This window comes from Streptomyces sp. JLBG701 (assembly GCF_058544905.1).
Map to the genome: position 1 here is coordinate 9,180,760 of NZ_CM178588.1, position 17,538 is coordinate 9,198,297.

The window sequence follows — 17,538 nt, forward strand, 5'->3', positions numbered from 1 at the left end:
AGGCCCGCCGCACCCAAGCGCGGCAGGCCTCCTGATGTCCCGTCAGACCCCCGGCGGCACCCGCGAAGGGCGCCCGGAGCCGCGCGTCAGCGCATACCCGCCGACCCCGGCGAGCGCGGCCAGCACGCCCCCGATCGCGGTCCACACCCAGCGGTCGGACCACCAGCCGGAGGCCCAGCCGTCGTCGGGCTCGATGCTGGACAGCACGGCCGAAGCCGAGGAACTCTCCTCATCATTCTCCGAATCATTCTCCGACTGGACCGCGACACCCGGCACGAGCGGCTGCGCCAGCGAGCCGTCCACCGCGGCCGAGCCGCCGATGTCCTTGGCGTCCACCCGCACCTCTGTGTCAACCGGCAGGCCCAGGTCGGACGTTGGCAGGTCGACGGCCGTCAGCCGGATGTAGTACGTGCCCGGCAGCGGGTCGTTGTCCCACGTCTCCGACCAGGCACGGACCGTACGCAGGGTGCAGGCGAGGTCGACCGAGGCCGCGTCCTGTGCCGCGGTGCGCGTCTGGGTGCCGTACTGGCAGGCCTGGCGGCGCCGCAGTCCGTCGTACACGTCGATCTGCCAGGTCTGGCCGGCGTGCGTGTCCGGCAGCTTCACCGTCGCCTTGACGGTGGGGCGCTGTCCGGCGTCCGCGGGGAACGACCAGTACAGGTAGTCGCCGGTGGAGCCGCTCGCCGTGGCCTGCTGCCCCTGGTCGACCTCGGTCGCCGTACGGAACGACGTGCCCGCCGAGGTCGGCGCCGCGCTGTCCTCGGAGGAGCTGGGGGAGGGTGAGGAGTCCGCCAGCGCGGGGGACACCGCAAGGCCCGTCATCAGCAGGGCCGCGCTCAACACACGTGTGATACGCATCAGTTGGTCCTCCAGACCGCGAGCCGCCAGCGTGACAGCCAGCCCCACAGCAGACCCGCGACGAAGCCGGTCAGCACCAGCACGCCGAGCAGCCACCAGCCGCGACCGAGGCCGAAGGAGGCCACGTCGCTCGCCTGGGAGGGGCCGTCCACGACGTCGACGGTCAGCTCAAGCGGCAGACCGGGCGTGGTCTTCACGCCGGAGGCCGCGGAGAAGGAGTTGGTGATCTGGAGGCAGACCGTCTCGGCCGGCGCGTCCTCCTCGTCGCTCTCCGCCTTCGGATAGCGCAGCCCGGTAGAGATCACGTCCGTACGGCCGTTGCCCGTCGCCTCGCCGCGCACGATCTCGCGGCCGTGCACGGTGACCGCCCGCAGCAGCACCCCGTAGTCGGGGTTCACGGCCCGGTCGGCCGCCACGCTCACCGAGGCGCGCACCTCCTGGCCCGGCTCGACGTCCACGCGGTACCAGCGCTGCTGCCCGAACTCCTCGCGGTCCGTGTAGAGACCGGACTCAAGAGTCGGAGCCTTCGCGCACGCGGTGGCGCCCTCGGTGGCGACCGGCGTCACCACCGGGTCGGCCGCACGGTCGACCAACTGGTTGACCTTGTCGGTGAGTTCGTCGGTGTGCTCCACCGACGTGTACGTCCCGCCCGTGGCCTCGGCGATGCAGCTCAGCTGCTGCCGCATCTTGGTGTTGGGGACGAGGCCGAGCGTGTCGATGGTCAGGCCGATGCCCTTGGCGGCGATCTCCCGGGCCACCTCGCAGGGGTCCAGCGGGGCGCAGGTGTCCTCGCCGTCGCTGATCAGCACGATGCGCTTGGTGCCGGTGCCGCCGTCGAGGTCGTCGGCCGCCTTGAGCAGCGCCGGGCCGATCGGGGTCCAGCCGGTCGGGCTGAGGGTCGCGACCGCCGTCTTGGCCTCCGTGCGGTCCAGGGGGCCGACCGGATAGAGCTGCGCGGTGTCCTTGCAGCCTGTCTTCTGGTCGTCGCCCGGGTAGTTGGCGCCCAGCGTGCGGATGCCGAGCAGGACCTCCTCGGGCGTCGCGTCGAGCACTTCGTTGAACGCCTGCTTCGCGGCGGCCATCCGGGTGCCGCCGTCGATGTCGGTGGCCCGCATGGAGCCGCTCACGTCGAGGACGAGGTCGACCTTGGGCGCCGTGGCTGTGGTCTCGTCGGCGACCGCCGAGGCCGGGAACGCGAACCCGGCCGTCAGCGCGGCGAGCAGGGCACAGATGCCCGCCGCCAGCCGTTGTCTTCTGATCATCGGCGGATCCTATTGATCAATCATGCCCTGCTTCAAAACGGTCCACCGACGAGGCTCATGTGAGCGGGTTGGGCAGCCCCGTCCACTGGTCCCCGGGCGTCTCGGGCGACAGCCGCATCAGCGTCAACGCCTTTGTGGGCAGCGGCTGTTCGCACAGTGCGGCGAGATCGGGGGTGCGCGGCAGATCCCGTACGACCGTCTCCAGCGCCGCGCCCAACGCCGTGCCCGAACCCGCCGTGCCCGCCAGCGCGCCCGCCACGAGAGAGCCGAACAGCTTGCGCCGTAGGGTCGTTTCGTCGTCCGTGACGATCCGGCCGGTCAACTCCGGGAGCGGGACGCCGTGTCGGGTCAGCCGGGCCGGGCTGATGCGGATGTCGGCGAGGTCGCGATAGACCAGGCGCAGGGGTGCCCCCGTCGGGTCCAGCACGACGAGGAGGTTCTGGCCGTGTGCCTCCAAGGCCACGCCCAGCTCCAGCAGTCGCAGTCCGACCGTGAGGGCGAGCCGCGTGAACTCCGCCAGCCAAGCGGGGGAGTCGGGCAGCTCGGTGGTGGCGAGCGCGGCCACCGGCACGACATGCTCTCCGGCCGCCGCGTAGACCTGCGGCGACTCCCGCAGCACCGCCGCCAGGTCGGGCGTACCGGCCGTGACCGCGCCCAGCGTGCGTGTGACGTGCAGCAGGCCGTCCATGCGGGCCGCCAGCGCCTCCGCGAACCGCGACAGGGTCGCGGACACCCCGATCGAGTACACCGAGATGTCCCGCACCGACGACGTCAGCCGAGTGCTCAGCGCGGTCTTGACGTGCGGCCCGGCGGGCAGCGCGAGGGTCCGCAGCGACATCAGCGGATGCGCGGCGATCCCCTCCTCGCACGGGCGCTTGAGCACATGCGCCGCCTGCCAGGGATGCACCGGGATCAACACCTCGTCCCCGTCCCGCAGATGATCCGGCCACACCCCCGTCACCAGACACTCGTCCACCCTGGCCGGCACCAGCCCCAGCCCCACGACCGGCCCGTGCTCGGGCCCGTAGGCGAGCTGCTCGGTCACCGAGAAGCCGGGCCGGGAACGGCAGTTGGGGTGATACGGGTGGCCGTCCACCACCCGCTGCTCCCACTCCCAGTCGGTCTCCGGCCACTCATTCGGGTGCTGCTTCTGCCCGGCTCGTGAAAGCGCCAACGACGCCACACTGTGGTCCAGTTCGGCCGCGAACCCGGCGGCGTGCGGCACCGCGAGCGCCGTCATCAGCCGCGCGGGACGGTCGTACGACACGTCGTCAAGCCGTACGACGGTGACGTGGTCGCCGGTCGCGTACGGATCGGCGTACGGGCCGCGCAGCCGGCGCCCGTCGGAAAGCCGCAGGGTGAGCCCGTCCCGGTCCGGCTCGCGGGCCTCGATCCACGCCAGCGGCTCATGAGCGAACGCCCGCCACAGCCGGGACAGCACGGCCGCCCGCGCTCCGGGCAGTGCGGCCGCGTACCGCGACACGAGGTCGGGGCGCAGGACGGCCAGCTCCTCGGCGACCTCGGCCTCGGCGGTGGGGGGACGGTGCACGGTCGGCTCCTCGGGTACGGGTAGGCAGTCAGGGTCACGGACGACGACAGACATACTGATCGCGACCGCACCGTACGGAACGAATGGATCGCGTGGACCACATGCCCCCCAGCGACGACGTCGGACAGCTCGCCGACGCGTACGCTGCCGCGCCCCTGCTCAACTGCCTGCTGCGTGAGGTGGCCAGGCCGCTCCCGAAATGCGGTGAGCGACTGGTGTACCGACTGCACGGCGAGGGCCGCCTGCTGCGGGTACGCGGCGAACGCCGCCCCACCGAACCGGAGTTGTACGTCGCGGGTGCCTGGCAACGCCTCGGCCACACCGACCTCGTGAAGCTCGTCGCCGAGGAGCTGAGCAGCCACACGGGCCAGTCGAACCATGACCTGCCCGCCGAGATGGCCGACAGCCGGGCCGCCGTGGCCGCGCTGCTCACCGCACGCGCCCTGGCCACCGCGCCCGACGACCCGTATCTGCGCTCCGAGCAGTCCCTCATCACCGGCCACCCCCACCACCCCGCGCCCAAGGCACGCGGCGGCGGCCCCGTCTCCGGCTGGCTGCCCTACGCGCCCGAGGCGTACGCCCGCTTCCCGCTGACGCTGCTCGGGGTGCGCGAGGACGCGGTCGTCGAGGAGGGCGACACCGCGGCCCTCGACACCCTCGGCGAGGCCCCGCCCGGCTACCGGCTGCTGCCCGCCCACCCCTGGCAGCTCGACCTGGTCGGCCACAGCCTCACCGAGGCCTTCGCGGACGGCCGCCTGATCCACCTCGGCACCACGGCGTCCCCGTACTGGCCGACGGCCGCCATCCGCACGCTGTACGCCCCCGAGGACGACCTCTTCCTGAAGTTCAGCCTCGATGTGCGCATCACCAACGACATACGCCGACTGTGGCGCCACGACCTGCTGAAACTCCGCCGGACCGACGCGGCGGCGACCGACGCCTTCGCGGCGATGGGCGGCCCGGCGGCCTGGCTCTCCGACCGGGGCTACCGCACCGCCGACTTCGCCTTCGAGGAACTCGCCGTCCTCGTCCGTGACGGACTGCGCGACCACCTCCTGCCCGGCGCGACCCCCCTCCTCGCCGCGGGCTTCGTCGAGGGCTTCGACGGCAGCCCGCGGGAGGCCGCCGCCGATCCGGCGGCCTGGTGGGAGGTCTACCTGCGCCAGGTGGTCCCACCCGCGCTCACGGCCTTCGCCGACCACGGCGTCGTACTCGAAGCGCACCTCCAGAACACGCTGGTCGCCATCGACGCCGACGGCACGCCCGTGCAGGCGCTCTTCCGGGACGCCGAGGGCGTGAAGGTGCTGCCGGACGTCTCCCGGGCCGCCGGCTGGGAGCGGCTCGTGTACTGCCTGGTCGTCAACCACCTCGCCGAGCTCGCCGGGGCCCTGGCCGAACGCCACCCGATCCTCGACCCCTGGCCCGCCGTCCGCCGTGAACTGGCCCGCCACGACCTCCCCGAGATCAAGGACCTGCTCACCGCCCCCACCCTCCCCGGCAAGACCAACCTGCTGCTGCGCTGGACGGGCGCGGACGGGGCCGACGCCCGCTATCTGCCGCTGCCGAACCCGCTGGCCGGTACATGATCTGAATTACCCTGGCCGGTGTGCTGCGCGAAGTGACTGCCGTTCGATACGTGACCCCGCTGAGGTCCGGCGGCTCCGTACCCGGAGTCGTCGAGGCCGACGACCTGGGGACGTACGTCGTGAAGTTCACCGGCTCCGCGCAGGGCCGCAAGGCGCTGGTCGCCGAAGTGATCGTCGGGGAGCTGGCCCGCGCTCTCGGGCTGCGCTTCCCCGAGCTGGTGTTCGTGCACTTCGACCCGGCGATCGCCGACCAGGAGCCGCACCAGGAGGTGCGCGAGCTGCATCGCGCGAGCGGGGGCCTGAACCTCGGCATGGACTACCTGCCGGGCGCCCAGGACTTCACCCCGGAGATCGCCGCGCGGTGCACGGTCGACCCGCTGGAGGCCGGGAAGATCATCTGGCTCGACGCCCTGACCGTCAACGTCGACCGTACGATCCACAGCTCCAACCTGATGATCTGGCCGACGCTCGGCATCGCGCCCCCGCGCCTGTGGCTCATCGACCACGGCGCCGCCCTCGTCTTCCACCACCGTTGGGACGGCTCCGACCCCGCGAAGGCCTACGACTTCCGCCACCACGCCCTCGGCCACTACACCCCGGACACCCGGGCCGCCGATGCGGAACTGGCCCGCCAGGTGACCGAGGAACTGCTGCGCGGCATCGCGGCGGAGGTGCCGGACGCCTGGCTGGCCGGCGAACCGGGCTTCGCCACGCCCGACGAGGTCAGGGACGCGTACGTCGCCTACCTCCACGCGCGCGTGCGGGCATCGGCGGCCTGGCTCCCCACCGACTTCCCCACCCGGGAGGAGCTCGCCGCCGAGGAGGCCCTCCGCGCGGCGAAGACACAGCAGGGCCGCCCGAACTGGCTCAAGCGGGTCCCCGACCTGCACGGCAAACCGGCGGCGGAACAGGATTGGTCGGTACACCTCGGATGACGGACACACAGCGGGTCGAGATCGAGTACTGCACCCAGTGCCGCTGGCTGCCGCGCGCGGCCTGGCTGGCCCAGGAACTGCTGACGACCTTCGAGGCGGAGCTGACCGAGCTGTCCCTCAAGCCGGGCACGGGCGGCGTCTTCGTGGTCCGCGTGAACGACGAGGTGGTCTGGGACCGCCGTGAGCAGGGCTTCCCGGAGCCGACGGCCGTGAAGCAGCTCGTACGCGACCGAGTGGCCCCGGGCAAGTCCCTGGGCCACTCGGACAAGTGAGCTGTGCGGCAGGTCAGCCCTTGAGCTGCTCGTAGGCCGGCAGCGTGAGGAAGTCCGCGTAGTCCTCGTCGAGCGCGACGGTCAGGAGCAGGTCGTGGGCCTGCTGCCAGTGGCCGGCCGCGAAGGCCTCCTCGCCGATCTCGGCGCGGATGTCGGCCAGTTCCTCGGCGGCGACCTTGCGGGCCAGCTCGGGGGTCGCCTTCTCGCCGTTCTCGAACTCGACGCCGGCGTTGATCCACTGCCAGATCTGCGAGCGGGAGATCTCGGCGGTGGCCGCGTCCTCCATGAGGTTGAAGATGGCGACCGCACCGAGCCCGCGCAGCCAGGCCTCGATGTAACGGATGCCGACCTGCACGGCGTTGACCAGTCCGTCGTACGTCGGCTTCGCCTTGAGCGAGTCGACGGCGATCAGGTCGGCGGCCTCGACGTGGACGTCCTCGCGCAGCCGGTCCTTCTGGTTCGGCTTGTCGCCGAGGACGGCGTCGAAGGAGGCCATCGCGATCGGCACGAGGTCGGGGTGGGCGACCCACGAGCCGTCGAAACCGTCCCCGGCCTCACGGTCCTTGTCCGCCTTCACCTTCTCGAAGGCGACCTTGTTGACCTCTTCGTCGCGCCGGGACGGGATGAACGCCGCCATGCCGCCGATCGCGTGCGCGCCACGCTTGTGGCAGGTGCGGACGAGGAGTTCGGTGTACGCCCGCATGAACGGGGCCGTCATGGTCACCGCGTTGCGGTCCGGGAGGACGAACTTGGCGCCGCCGTCACGGAAGTTCTTCACGATGGAGAACAGGTAGTCCCAGCGGCCGGCGTTCAACCCCGAGGCGTGGTCGCGGAGTTCGTAGAGGATCTCCTCCATCTCGTACGCGGCCGTGATCGTCTCGATGAGGACGGTCGCGCGGACGCTGCCCTGGGGGACGCCGACGTAGTCCTGCGCGAAGACGAAGACGTCGTTCCAGAGGCGGGCCTCCAGGTGCGACTCCGTCTTGGGGAGGTAGAAGTAGGGGCCCTTGCCGAGGTCGAGCAGACGCTGGGCGTTGTGGAAGAAGTAGAGCCCGAAGTCGACGAAGGCGCCCGGGACTTGCTCGCCGTCGACCTGGAGGTGCCGCTCGTTGAGGTGCCAGCCACGGGGCCGCATGACGACGGTGGCCAGTTCGCCTTCGTCCTTGAGGGCGTACGACTTCCCGCTCTTCGGGTCGGTGAAGTCGATGTTCCGGGTGTAGGCGTCGATCAGGTTGAGCTGACCGGTGACCACGTTCTCCCAGGTCGGCGCGGAGGCGTCCTCGAAGTCCGCGAGCCAGACCTTGGCGCCCGAGTTGAGGGCGTTGATCGTCATCTTGCGGTCGGTGGGTCCGGTGATCTCCACGCGCCGGTCGTTGAGGGCCGCGGGCGAAGGGGCGACCTTCCAGGAGTCGTCGGCCCGGATCGCCGCGGTCTCGGGCAGGAAGTCCAGGGTCGAGGTGCGGGCGATCTCGGCGCGGCGCTCGGCGCGGTGGGCGAGGAGCTCGGCCCGCCTGGGCGTGAACCGGCGGTGCAGCTCGGCCACGAAGGCGAGGGCCGCTTCGGTGAGGACCTCGTCCTGCCGGGGCAGGGGCTCGGCGTCGACGATGGCCAGCGGGGACGGCGCTGGTGCGGACATGAGCTGTCACTTCCTTCAGCGAGCGTGGCACCGGGTGCCAGTCGACCCGGGTACGGCGGAGAGGGCCCGCAGACCGGTCGGACCCTTCTGAACAGTGGATACTAGTTTCCTCATGGTGGAAGTTCAATGTTTTGTTGACGTCGAGATTCTCCGGATCGAGGCATGACGGCGCTCAGTGCCACCATGCTCACTCAAGGTGGCCCAGGTCGCCTTCCGTGTCGATGTCGTACGCCTCGGCCACGTCCCCGCACTCGACCAGCGTGATCGCCTCCCGATGGGCCTTGAGATAGGCGCGCGCGCCCTGATCACCGGTCGCGGTGGCCGCGATACCGGCCCAGTGGGCGGCCCCGAAGAGCACCGGGTGCCCCCGCACACCGTCGTACGCCGCCGATACGAGCGACTCCTCGTCCTTGAACGCGGCGAGCACCCGAGTGACCGCCTCCGGACCGATGCCGGGCTGGTCGACGAGGGAGACGAGCGCCGCCGCCGCTCCCGTACCGGCGAGCGAGTCGAGCCCCGCACGCAGCGAGGACCCCATCCCCTCCGCCCACCGCGGATTGTCCACGAGCACACACCCAGGCAACTCCGCCAACTCCGCCCGCTCTCGTACGACATCGGCGGCGGCCCCCAGGACGACGTGCACGCGCGTGCAGCCGGCCGCGCGCAGGACCCCGGCCGCGTACTCCACGAGCGGCCGTCCCCGGTGGATGAGCAGCGCCTTGGGGCGCCCGCCAAGGCGCCGGCCACCGCCCGCGGCGAGGATCAGCCCGACGACCTGCCCTTCGTTGTGCGTCATACCCCCTGCATACCTGACACCGCCCGGCCCGCGCGGTTTCCGTGGGCTGAATTTCGGTCCGCGCGGTGGCGCACCCCGCACCGGTTGGCGTTTACTTGCCCGCGTCCCCAGGCGTCCGACCAACGCCACGGGGGTGCTGGGCGGGAGAACGCGGTAGTTGCGGTAGCGGTAATCGCGGTAGTTGCGCACAACGACGTGCGAGGGGGAGAGCTGTGTTGCGGAGCTTGGGGCAGAGGCCAGTGACCGGCAGCGACGAGGACCCGAGGGTGGCGGAACTGCGGACCGCGGTGTCCCGGCTGCGCCGCGAACTCGCCGCGCACCCGGCCGAGTTCCCCGACCGGGGCATCGCCGAGGACGAACTGGCCGCGCTCGCCGCGATGGCTATCAGCGGCATCCCCGAAATCCCGCGCCTGCGGCGCTCGTTGCTGCTGATCGCCGGCGCGATCGGGTCGGTGAGCGCGCTCGCGCGGGGGCTGTCGGACGTGCGTCAGGCGGTGGATCTGTTCGGCGAGCCGCCGCGCCGCTGAGTGGGGACGCGTCTCAGGCGGCCGGGCCGCCCGAGGTCGCCAGTGCCACCGACAGTTCCGCCGCCACCTGCTGGAGCACCGGCACGATCTTCTCCGTCGCCGCCTCCGTGACCCGGCCCGCGGGGCCCGAGATCGAGATCGCGGCGGCCGTGGGGGAGTCGGGGACCGAGACCGCGAGGCAGCGGACCCCGATCTCCTGCTCGTTGTCGTCGACCGCGTACCCGAGGCGCCGCACGTCCTCCAACGCCGTGAGGAAGCCGTCCGGTGTGGTGATCGTCTTCTCCGTCGCGGCGGGCATGCCGGTGCGGGCGAGCAGGGCCCGCACCTCCGCGTCAGGCGTGGCCGCGAGCAGGGCCTTGCCGACGCCCGTGGAGTGCGGCAGGACGCGCCGGCCGACCTCGGTGAACATGCGCATCGAGTGCTTGGACGGCACCTGGGCGACGTAAACGATCTCGTCGCCGTCGAGCAGGGCCATGTTCGCCGTCTCGCCGGTCTCCTCGACCAGGCGGGCGAGGTAGGGACGCGCCCAGGTGCCGAGCAGTCGGGACGCGGACTCGCCGAGGCGGATCAGGCGCGGGCCGAGCGCATAGCGGCGGTTGGGCTGCTGGCGTACGTATCCGCAGGCCACGAGGGTGCGCATGAGACGGTGGATGGTGGGCAGCGGCAGCCCACTGCTCGCGGAGAGCTCGCTCAGACCCACCTCGCCGCCCGCGTCGGCCATCCGCTCCAGCAGATCGAAGGCGCGCTCAAGGGACTGCACGCCACCACTGGTGGACTTGGCGGAGTCGGTGGTGCTGGCGCTGGACGTCGGCACGGCGCGGTCCTTTCGGGCTGGCAGGAAGGGCAGAAGCCTACCGGGCAGTCGGTTGACTCCCCGGCGGTGCGTAGCTACGTTCTGCCTGGCGGAAGTCTAATTCCGCTTTGTGGAAACGTCCAGAGTGTTCGCATCGGGTGCACTGTGGAGGAGTGTGCCCTTGACGGTACGGGAGTGGCGGTGAAGACTCCTTCAACAGAACGTTGAATTCCGTTACGTGGATGTAAATCCCGTTTCTCGGAAGTAAACGGCGACAGAGAGGGGTCCGGGTGTCCGACGTCGAACTGGTGTTGCGCTCCACGCGCGTCATCACCCCGGAAGGGACGCGTGCCGCCTCGGTCACGGTCTCCGCCGGCAAGATCACGGCCGTACTCGCGCACGATGCCGACATACCGGCCGGCGCCCGTCTGGAGGACTTCGGCGACGACGTCCTGCTGCCCGGCCTGGTCGACACCCATGTGCACGTCAACGACCCCGGCCGCACCGAGTGGGAGGGCTTCTGGACCGCCACGCGCGCGGCGGCGGCAGGCGGCATCACCACCCTCGTCGACATGCCTCTCAACTCCCTCCCGCCGACCACCACGGTCGACAACCTCCGTACGAAGAAGGACGTGGCCGCCGCCAAGGCGCACATCGACGTCGGTTTCTGGGGCGGCGCGCTGCCCGACAACGTCAAGGACCTGCGCCCGCTGCACGACTCCGGTGTCTTCGGCTTCAAGGCGTTCCTCTCCCCGTCCGGCGTGGACGAGTTCCCGCACCTCGACCAGGACCAACTCGCCCAGTCCCTGGCCGAGATCGCCGGCTTCGGCGGCCTGCTCATCGTGCACGCGGAGGACCCGCACCACCTCGACGCCGCCCCGCAGCAGGGCGGCCCCCGGTACGCCCACTTCCTCGCCAGCCGCCCGCGCGACGCCGAGGACACGGCGATCGCGGGTCTCATCGCCCAGGCCAAGCGCCTCAACGCGCGCGTGCACGTCCTGCATCTCTCGTCGAGCGACGCGCTGCCGCTGATCGCGGCCGCCAAGGCGGAGGGGGTGCGGCTCACCGTCGAGACCTGCCCGCACTACCTGACCCTCACCGCCGAGGAAGTCCCGGACGGGGCCAGCGAGTTCAAGTGCTGCCCGCCCATCCGCGAGGCCGCCAACCAGGACCTGCTGTGGCAGGCGCTCGCCGACGGCACGATCGACTGCGTCGTCACCGACCACTCACCGTCGACGGCCGACCTGAAGACCGACGACTTCGCGACGGCGTGGGGCGGCATCTCCGGCCTCCAGCTCAGCCTGGCGGCGGTGTGGACGGAGGCGCGGGCGCGCGGCTACGGCCTGGAGGACGTCGTCCGCTGGATGTCCACCCGCACCGCACAACTCGTCGGCCTTGACCGGAAGGGTGCCATCGAGGCGGGCCGCGACGCCGACTTCGCCGTCCTCGCCCCCGACGAGACCTTCACCGTGGACCCGGCCGCCCTCCAGCACCGCAACCGCGTGACGGCGTACGCGGGCAAGACCCTCAGCGGCGTCGTGAAGTCGACCTGGCTGCGCGGCGAACGCATCGTGGCGGACGGCGAGTTCACCGAGCCCAAGGGCCAACTGCTCACCCGCACCCCCTGATTCCAGCCCAGGAGGACCCGATCCACCCCGCACCCGCAGCGGCCGACTCCCGAAAGGCAGACCTGATCACCGTGACGGCGATACCGAGCTTCACCGGCGACGCGAACCCCTACGGAGGCGGTGACCCGTACGCCGACCACCGCACCGCCGACTTCCCCTTCACCCAGTACGCCAACCTCGCCGACCGCCAGCTCGGCGCCTCGGTCGTCGCCGCCAACGACGAGTTCTTCGCCCAGCGCGAGAACCTGCTGTTGCCCGGGCCCGCCGAGTTCGACCCCGAGCACTTCGGGCACAAGGGCAAGATCATGGACGGCTGGGAGACCCGCCGACGCCGCGGCGCCTGTGCCGAGCACCCCTGGCCGACCGCCGAGGACCACGACTGGGCCCTGGTACGCCTCGGCGCCCCCGGCGTCATCCGCGGCATCGTGATCGACACGGCCCACTTCCGCGGCAACTACCCGCAGGCGGTGTCGGTCGAGGGCGCGTCGGTGTCCGGCTCCCCGTCCCCGGAGGAACTCCTCGCGGACGACGTGAAGTGGACGACGCTGGTCCCGCGCACTCCGGTGGGCGGCCACGCGGAGAATGGTTTCTCCGTAGCGGTCGAGCAGCGCTTCACGCACCTGCGCGTCAACCAGCACCCTGACGGCGGCATCGCCCGCCTGCGCGTGTACGGCGAGGTCGTCCCGGACCCGAAGTGGCTGGCGGTGCTGGGCACCTTCGACGTCGTCGCCCTGGAGAACGGCGGCCAGGTCGAGGACGCCTCGAACCTCTTCTACTCACCCGCCACCAACACCATCCAGCCCGGCCGCTCCCGCAAGATGGACGACGGCTGGGAGACCCGCCGCCGCCGGGACCAGGGCAACGACTGGATCCGCTACCAGCTGGTCGCCCAGTCCCAGATCCGCGCGATCGAGATCGACACGGCGTATCTGAAGGGCAACAGCGCCGGCTGGGCAACCGTCTCCGTGAAGGACGGAGAGGACGGCGACTGGCGGGAAATCCTGCCCCGCACCCGCCTCCAGCCCGACACCAACCACCGCTTCGTCCTCCCCACCCCGGCCGTCGGCACGCACGCGCGCGTGGACATCTATCCCGACGGCGGCATCTCGCGGCTGCGGCTGCACGGCTCCCTGACCGAGGACGGCACGACCCGCCTGGCGGCGCGCCACCAGGAGCTGGGCGGCTGAACCCCCGAGGCGCACCGGCCCGCCAACACCGGTGCGCCTCGCTATCGTTGACCCGGCTGAACACGAGGGGCCGGGGGAGCAGATGGGCGTGTTGCTGTACTACCCGAGGGTGAACCCGCCCACGGAGATCGTCCATCAGGCACTGCTCTACTGGGACGGTGTCGCCTCCGTCGTGCCACGCGACCAGCAGGTCTACGAGGCCGTGGTGGGCGAGGAGTTGAAGCGGCTGGAGGAGCGGCAGCTCTACCGGCCGCTCGCCTTCAACGAGGAGAGCCTGGACACGCTGGACCTGTACGGCGACCCGGGCTCGTCCTGGCTCAGGGGACAGGCCACGTCCGTCCTCGTCGAGGAGCTCCGGCGCATCGCGGCGCGCCCGAACCCGCCCCGGCCCGCCTCGCCTCCCGAGGCCGTCATCTACACCTCCAAGCTCAGCTACCCGCTGGAGACGCTGCTGCTGGAACTCGGGCTCGCGGAGCGCCACAGGGAGGGGCAATGGGGGCTGAGATCGCTCGCCGTCTCCATGGAGGTCCAGACACTCGTCGTCGGAGTGCTGGCCCGTGAGCTCGCCGTACACCCCGACGTCGCGTTCTTCCCGTACACGGACAGCGAGGCGGCGTACCGCAACGGTCTGCGGCCCGCGGCCCCGACCGGCACTCTGGCCTGGGAGATGGAGCTGGGCCGGCTGCTGCCGGTGCCCGCGCCCGGCACACCGACCGCCGACGTCCTCGCCTTCCGCGACAGGTACACCGACGAACGGCTGCGCCTGATGCGCGCCCTGCACCGCATGCTCGGCGATCTGCGCCGGGACTACGAGCATCCCGCGGATGTCTTCGCCCAGCTGCGGCTTGAGCTGTCCGGGGCGCTGGAGGACTACCACGCCGCGAGCCGCAGCAGCCGTATGGCCTGGGTGCACCGCTCGGTCACGGTGTCGGTCGCGCTCGCCGCCGCGGCGGGCGGAGCACTGCTGCTGCCCGACCTCGGCTGGCTGCTCGGCACGATCGGCGGCTACGCCCTGAACGTGGCCACACGTGAGATCCGGCCGCTTGTCCGGGCCCGCGAGACACACGACTTCAGCTATCTGCACCGGGTGAACAGCGGACTGATCTGAGGACGGGAGGCGCCATGACACTGACGATGCGACAGTTCGGCAGGGCACGGCTGGCCGATGGCCCCTGGACCGTCCGGATCCACATGGAGGACGGCTGGACATCCGAGGTCCGGGTGATTCTCAGCGGCAGCACGTGGTCCCCGGACTTGGACGGACTCGGACCCACCTGGGCCGAAGTCGACCGAAGTCTGCGCCTGGACGGCTACGCGCGCAGGGGGTCGGCTTCCCGTGAGGACCCGGCAGACGGGGTGGAGTTCGATGTGGTGGCCTGGGACCACGGCAGGCGGCACGAGCCCTACGCGCGCGTGCCCCGTGGTGAGGGGGTCGCCACCGTCGCCGTCTCGCTGCCACCGACGCGGATGGCGGAGATCCGGCGAGCCCTCGACGGCCTGGCGGACCTCACCCCCTGGTACGAGGAAGCGGTCACCTCACTGAGAGAGCGGCTGGACAAGGCCGACACCGTCACCGTGCTGCTGCCCGCCGACGTGGCGGGCTCGCTGTCGCTCGCTCTCGGCAACTCACTGGAGAGGGCCACCGAACTCGACGAAGGCTCGGTGAGCGCCCTTGAAGACCTCCATCGCCGCCTGGAACAGAGCCGCCCGGTGACCGGCCCCTGGCCCCACGTCCGCGACACCTTGCAGAGCGCCCTGCGCGAGGCACTGGCCCGCCCCGGCGCGGAAGGGCTCGCCGCGCGTGACGAGCTGCTCGACGTCGTCCGTAGATTCACCGACGCGCACCGGACGGCCACGGCGGCCGACGACGCGGAACAGGGGCACCTCCAGGCCGAGCGGGACACCGCCGCGCCGTGAATTCACGCCCGCCCAGCTCCCCGGAACTCTTTCCTCCACCTCCCGCGTTCTCCTGTCGTGACTCTTCAGCAAGAAATCGTCGGCAACGCCATGCAGATGGCGGTCGTCAGCCTGCGCCCCGGTCAGACCGTGTACTGCGAGGCGGGCAAGTTCCTCTTCAAGACCACGAACGTCAGCATGGAGACCCGCCTCTCCGGGCCGTCGAACAGCGGCGGCCAGCCGCAGGGCGGCGGCGGGGGCGGAGCCGGGGGCATGGGCGGCGTGCTGCGGCAGGCCATGGGCACCGCCATGCAGGTCGGCCAGCGCGCCCTCGCGGGCGAGTCGCTGGCGTTCCAGTACTTCACCTCGACCGGCGGCGAGGGCACCGTCGGCTTCGCCGGAGTCCTCCCGGGCGAGATGCGCGCCCTGGAGCTCGACGGCACGCGCGCGTGGTTCGCCGAGAAGGACGCCTTCGTCGCCGCCGAGTCCACCGTCGACTTCGGCATCGCCTTCCAGGGCGGCAAGACCGGCATGAAGGGCGGTGAGGGCTTCATCCTGGAGAAGTTCACCGGCCACGGCACGGTGATCATCGCCGGGGCCGGCAACTTCATCGACCTCAACCCGGCCGACTTCGGCGGCGCCATCGAGGTCGACACGGGCTGTGTCGTCGCCTTCGAGGAGGGCATCCGGTACGGCGTCAAGCGCGTCGGCGGCCTCAACCGCCAGGGCCTGATGAACGCCGTCTTCGGCGGCGAGGGCCTTTCCCTGGCCACCCTGGAGGGCAACGGCCGCGTCATCCTCCAGTCCCTCACCATCGAGAGCCTCGCGAACGCCCTGAAGAAGGCTCAGGGCGGCGACAAGCAGGGCCCGACGGGCGGCCTGTTCTCGACGAACGTCGGATGAGGGAGCGTACGGACGACCGATGAGTTGCGGGTGCCGGTGGGGTCTGAGCTGATGAAAACAGACCCCACCCGAGAAAGAAGGCACCCGTCATGGGCAAGCTCGTCTCCCAGATCTTCGTCAGCCTCGACGGCGTCTACCAGGCACCCGGCGGTCCCCAGGAGGACACCAGGGGCGGCTTCGAGCAGGGCGGCTGGACCGTCCCGTACAACGACGAGGACTTCGGCCGGTTCGTCACCGAGGTCTTCGGCAACGTCAGCGCGTTCCTGCTCGGCCGCCGTACGTACGACATCTTCGCCTCGTTCTGGCCGAAGGTGACCGACCCCGCCGATCCCGTCGCCTCGAAGCTCAACGCCCTGCCGAAGTACGTCGCCTCGTCGACCCTCACCGACCCCCAGTGGGCCGGCACCACCGTGATCAGCGGCGACCTCGCCAAGGAGGTCACCGCCATCAAGGAGCGCACCGACGGCGAGCTCCAGATCCACGGCAGCGGCGCCCTCGTACAGTCCCTGCTCGCCCTGGACCTCGTCGACACGATCCACCTGTTGACCTTCCCGGTCGTGCTGGGCGCCGGCCGCCGCCTCTTCACCGAGGGCGGCCTGCCGACCGCCTTCAAGCGCACCGGCGGTCTCATCACCTCGACGGGCGTCTCCATCCAGACGTACGACCTGGCCGGACGGCCGGAATACGGGTCGTACGAGCTCCCCGAGAACGCCTAGGCGAAAACAGGCCACGCCTCACCCGTCCCTCACTCGGCGACCTGCTGATGCTGCCCGCGGCGTTCGTATTGGTCCTGGTGGGGACGGCGTGGGGGCGCGGAGCGGCAGGTTAACTCCACGAAAACTCATCGGACTTGACGGGAAAATCTCCGGAGTTGTCATTGACATGCCACTGTCTACGCGCGTCATCATAAGGGCATGAGATTCCCCCCACGAATCACTCGCATCGGCGCCGCAGCCGCCGTCCTGTCGGCCCTCCTGGTAGGCGGCACCGTCGCGACGGCCACCCCCGCGGCCGCAGCGGTCGGCAGCATCTGCTACAGCGACCTGCCGTCGCAGGCGTACGACACGCTGGAGCTGATCGACGCCGGTGGACCCTTCCCGTACTCGCAGGACGGGTCCGTGTTCCAGAACCGGGAGGGCATCCTGCCCTCGCACTCGACCGGTTACTACCACGAGTACACGGTGATCACGCCTGGTTCGTCTACGCGCGGAGCTCGCCGTATCGTCACTGGTCAGGCGACTGACGAGGACTACTACACCGCCGACCACTACGCCTCGTTCGACCTGATCGACTACGACTGCTGAGTCGCCCGTCGATGACGCCGGACCGGTGAGGGAACCGAGGGAACGGTGCGACCGGCCGGAAGCCCGGCCTTCCCGCGCTCACCCGGGCTTCCGGCTCTCCGCGGCGGCGAACAGCGCGAACGCCAGCACGATCAGCACGACGCTCGCGTAGACCTCGTAGCCGTCGAGGAAGCCGACCTTCTGTACGAACCCCACGTGCCAGTCGGTGAACTCGTGCAGCAGGCCCAGCACGCCCTGCAGCAAGGCTAGGAATCCGAGTAGCTCCAACAAGTGCCTCATGGGATAGACCCTCGCCCCGCGGACCCCCCACTTTCATCGGCCGCGGGGCGAGGCCTTTCCGACGGAAGTTCCTGATCCGTCCGGGCCGCCGAGCCGAAAGTCTGCGGCTGTGCGACTTTGGTCTTCG

The 17,538-nt window shown here is 70.8% G+C and carries 18 protein-coding genes; 11 read left to right on the forward strand and 7 right to left on the reverse strand.

Features of this window, described 5'->3' with window-relative positions; translation table 11 throughout:
* Positions 1–42: 42 nt before the first annotated feature.
* From AC5DRG_RS42110 to AC5DRG_RS42120, 3 genes are read right to left on the reverse strand one after another with little or no spacing between them, the layout of a single operon-like run.
* Positions 43–858 (reverse strand): hypothetical protein, encoded by an 816-nt coding sequence (locus AC5DRG_RS42110; protein WP_491805126.1) that lies wholly within the window; start codon positions 856–858, stop codon positions 43–45.
* Positions 858–2,120, reverse strand: coding sequence for a VWA domain-containing protein (locus AC5DRG_RS42115; RefSeq protein ID WP_491805127.1), 1,263 nt, complete (start codon positions 2,118–2,120; stop codon positions 858–860). Before AC5DRG_RS42115 ends, AC5DRG_RS42110 begins: the two co-directional genes overlap by 1 nt.
* Before the next feature lie 55 nt (positions 2,121–2,175).
* A complete protein-coding gene (locus AC5DRG_RS42120; RefSeq protein WP_491805128.1) occupies positions 2,176–3,669 on the reverse strand; it encodes an IucA/IucC family protein in 1,494 nt (497 codons plus the stop codon).
* An 83-nt stretch (positions 3,670–3,752) separates the two neighbouring features.
* On the opposite strand from AC5DRG_RS42120, the gene AC5DRG_RS42125 reads away from it, so the two are divergent.
* Genes AC5DRG_RS42125 through AC5DRG_RS42135 form a run of 3 tightly spaced genes read left to right on the forward strand, consistent with a single transcriptional unit; the run spans position 3,753 to position 6,462 of the window.
* Complete coding sequence (locus AC5DRG_RS42125; RefSeq protein WP_491805129.1) at positions 3,753–5,255, forward strand: IucA/IucC family protein; 1,503 nt, start codon at positions 3,753–3,755, stop codon at positions 5,253–5,255.
* A gap of 20 nt (positions 5,256–5,275) precedes the next feature.
* Complete coding sequence (locus AC5DRG_RS42130; protein WP_491805130.1) at positions 5,276–6,190, forward strand: HipA family kinase; 915 nt, start codon at positions 5,276–5,278, stop codon at positions 6,188–6,190.
* On the forward strand, positions 6,187–6,462 hold the full coding sequence (locus tag AC5DRG_RS42135) for an Rdx family protein (protein WP_491805131.1): 276 nt from the start codon (positions 6,187–6,189) through the stop codon (positions 6,460–6,462). The genes AC5DRG_RS42130 and AC5DRG_RS42135 overlap by 4 nt, the downstream gene beginning before the upstream one ends.
* 13 nt (positions 6,463–6,475) lie before the next feature.
* On the opposite strand, the gene aceB is transcribed toward AC5DRG_RS42135, so the two are convergent.
* Together aceB and AC5DRG_RS42145 are read right to left on the reverse strand one after the other, a co-directional pair.
* On the reverse strand, positions 6,476–8,098 hold the full coding sequence (gene aceB / locus AC5DRG_RS42140; RefSeq protein ID WP_491805132.1) for a malate synthase A: 1,623 nt from the start codon (positions 8,096–8,098) through the stop codon (positions 6,476–6,478).
* A 187-nt stretch (positions 8,099–8,285) separates the two neighbouring features.
* Positions 8,286–8,894 (reverse strand): nucleotidyltransferase family protein, encoded by a 609-nt coding sequence (locus AC5DRG_RS42145; RefSeq protein ID WP_491805133.1) that lies wholly within the window; start codon positions 8,892–8,894, stop codon positions 8,286–8,288.
* Between the two features lie 212 nt (positions 8,895–9,106).
* Here AC5DRG_RS42145 and AC5DRG_RS42150 point away from each other — a divergent pair, with 212 nt between their 5' ends.
* On the forward strand, positions 9,107–9,421 hold the full coding sequence (locus AC5DRG_RS42150; RefSeq protein WP_491805134.1) for a DUF5955 family protein: 315 nt from the start codon (positions 9,107–9,109) through the stop codon (positions 9,419–9,421).
* A 13-nt stretch (positions 9,422–9,434) separates the two neighbouring features.
* On the opposite strand, the gene AC5DRG_RS42155 is transcribed toward AC5DRG_RS42150, so the two are convergent.
* Positions 9,435–10,235 (reverse strand): IclR family transcriptional regulator, encoded by an 801-nt coding sequence (locus AC5DRG_RS42155; protein WP_491805135.1) that lies wholly within the window; start codon positions 10,233–10,235, stop codon positions 9,435–9,437.
* A 269-nt stretch (positions 10,236–10,504) separates the two neighbouring features.
* Here AC5DRG_RS42155 and allB point away from each other — a divergent pair, with 269 nt between their 5' ends.
* The 7 genes from allB to AC5DRG_RS42190 all read left to right on the forward strand — a co-directional run bounded on the left by allB (position 10,505) and on the right by AC5DRG_RS42190 (position 17,132).
* Positions 10,505–11,842 carry an allantoinase AllB gene (allB, locus tag AC5DRG_RS42160; protein ID WP_491805136.1) on the forward strand — a complete coding sequence of 446 codons (1,338 nt, stop codon included), beginning with the start codon at positions 10,505–10,507 and terminating at the stop codon, positions 11,840–11,842.
* Positions 11,843–11,913: 71 nt separating this feature from the next.
* Positions 11,914–13,029: an allantoicase gene (gene alc, locus AC5DRG_RS42165; RefSeq protein WP_491805137.1), complete on the forward strand. Its 1,116-nt coding sequence runs from the start codon at positions 11,914–11,916 to the stop codon at positions 13,027–13,029.
* 82 nt (positions 13,030–13,111) lie between these two features.
* Positions 13,112–14,137: a DUF6236 family protein gene (locus AC5DRG_RS42170; RefSeq protein WP_491805138.1), complete on the forward strand. Its 1,026-nt coding sequence runs from the start codon at positions 13,112–13,114 to the stop codon at positions 14,135–14,137.
* 14 nt (positions 14,138–14,151) lie between these two features.
* Positions 14,152–14,946: a hypothetical protein gene (locus AC5DRG_RS42175; RefSeq protein ID WP_491805139.1), complete on the forward strand. Its 795-nt coding sequence runs from the start codon at positions 14,152–14,154 to the stop codon at positions 14,944–14,946.
* A 57-nt stretch (positions 14,947–15,003) separates the two neighbouring features.
* Positions 15,004–15,828: an AIM24 family protein gene (locus AC5DRG_RS42180; protein WP_491805140.1), complete on the forward strand. Its 825-nt coding sequence runs from the start codon at positions 15,004–15,006 to the stop codon at positions 15,826–15,828.
* Positions 15,829–15,917: 89 nt separating this feature from the next.
* Positions 15,918–16,544 carry a dihydrofolate reductase family protein gene (locus AC5DRG_RS42185; RefSeq protein ID WP_491805141.1) on the forward strand — a complete coding sequence of 209 codons (627 nt, stop codon included), beginning with the start codon at positions 15,918–15,920 and terminating at the stop codon, positions 16,542–16,544.
* A 198-nt stretch (positions 16,545–16,742) separates the two neighbouring features.
* Positions 16,743–17,132, forward strand: a complete 390-nt coding sequence (locus AC5DRG_RS42190) for a guanyl-specific ribonuclease (protein WP_491805142.1) — start codon at positions 16,743–16,745, stop codon at positions 17,130–17,132.
* A gap of 78 nt (positions 17,133–17,210) precedes the next feature.
* Here AC5DRG_RS42190 and AC5DRG_RS42195 read toward each other — a convergent pair whose 3' ends face one another.
* Complete coding sequence (locus AC5DRG_RS42195; RefSeq protein WP_491805143.1) at positions 17,211–17,411, reverse strand: hypothetical protein; 201 nt, start codon at positions 17,409–17,411, stop codon at positions 17,211–17,213.
* Between the last annotated feature and the right edge of the window lie 127 nt (positions 17,412–17,538).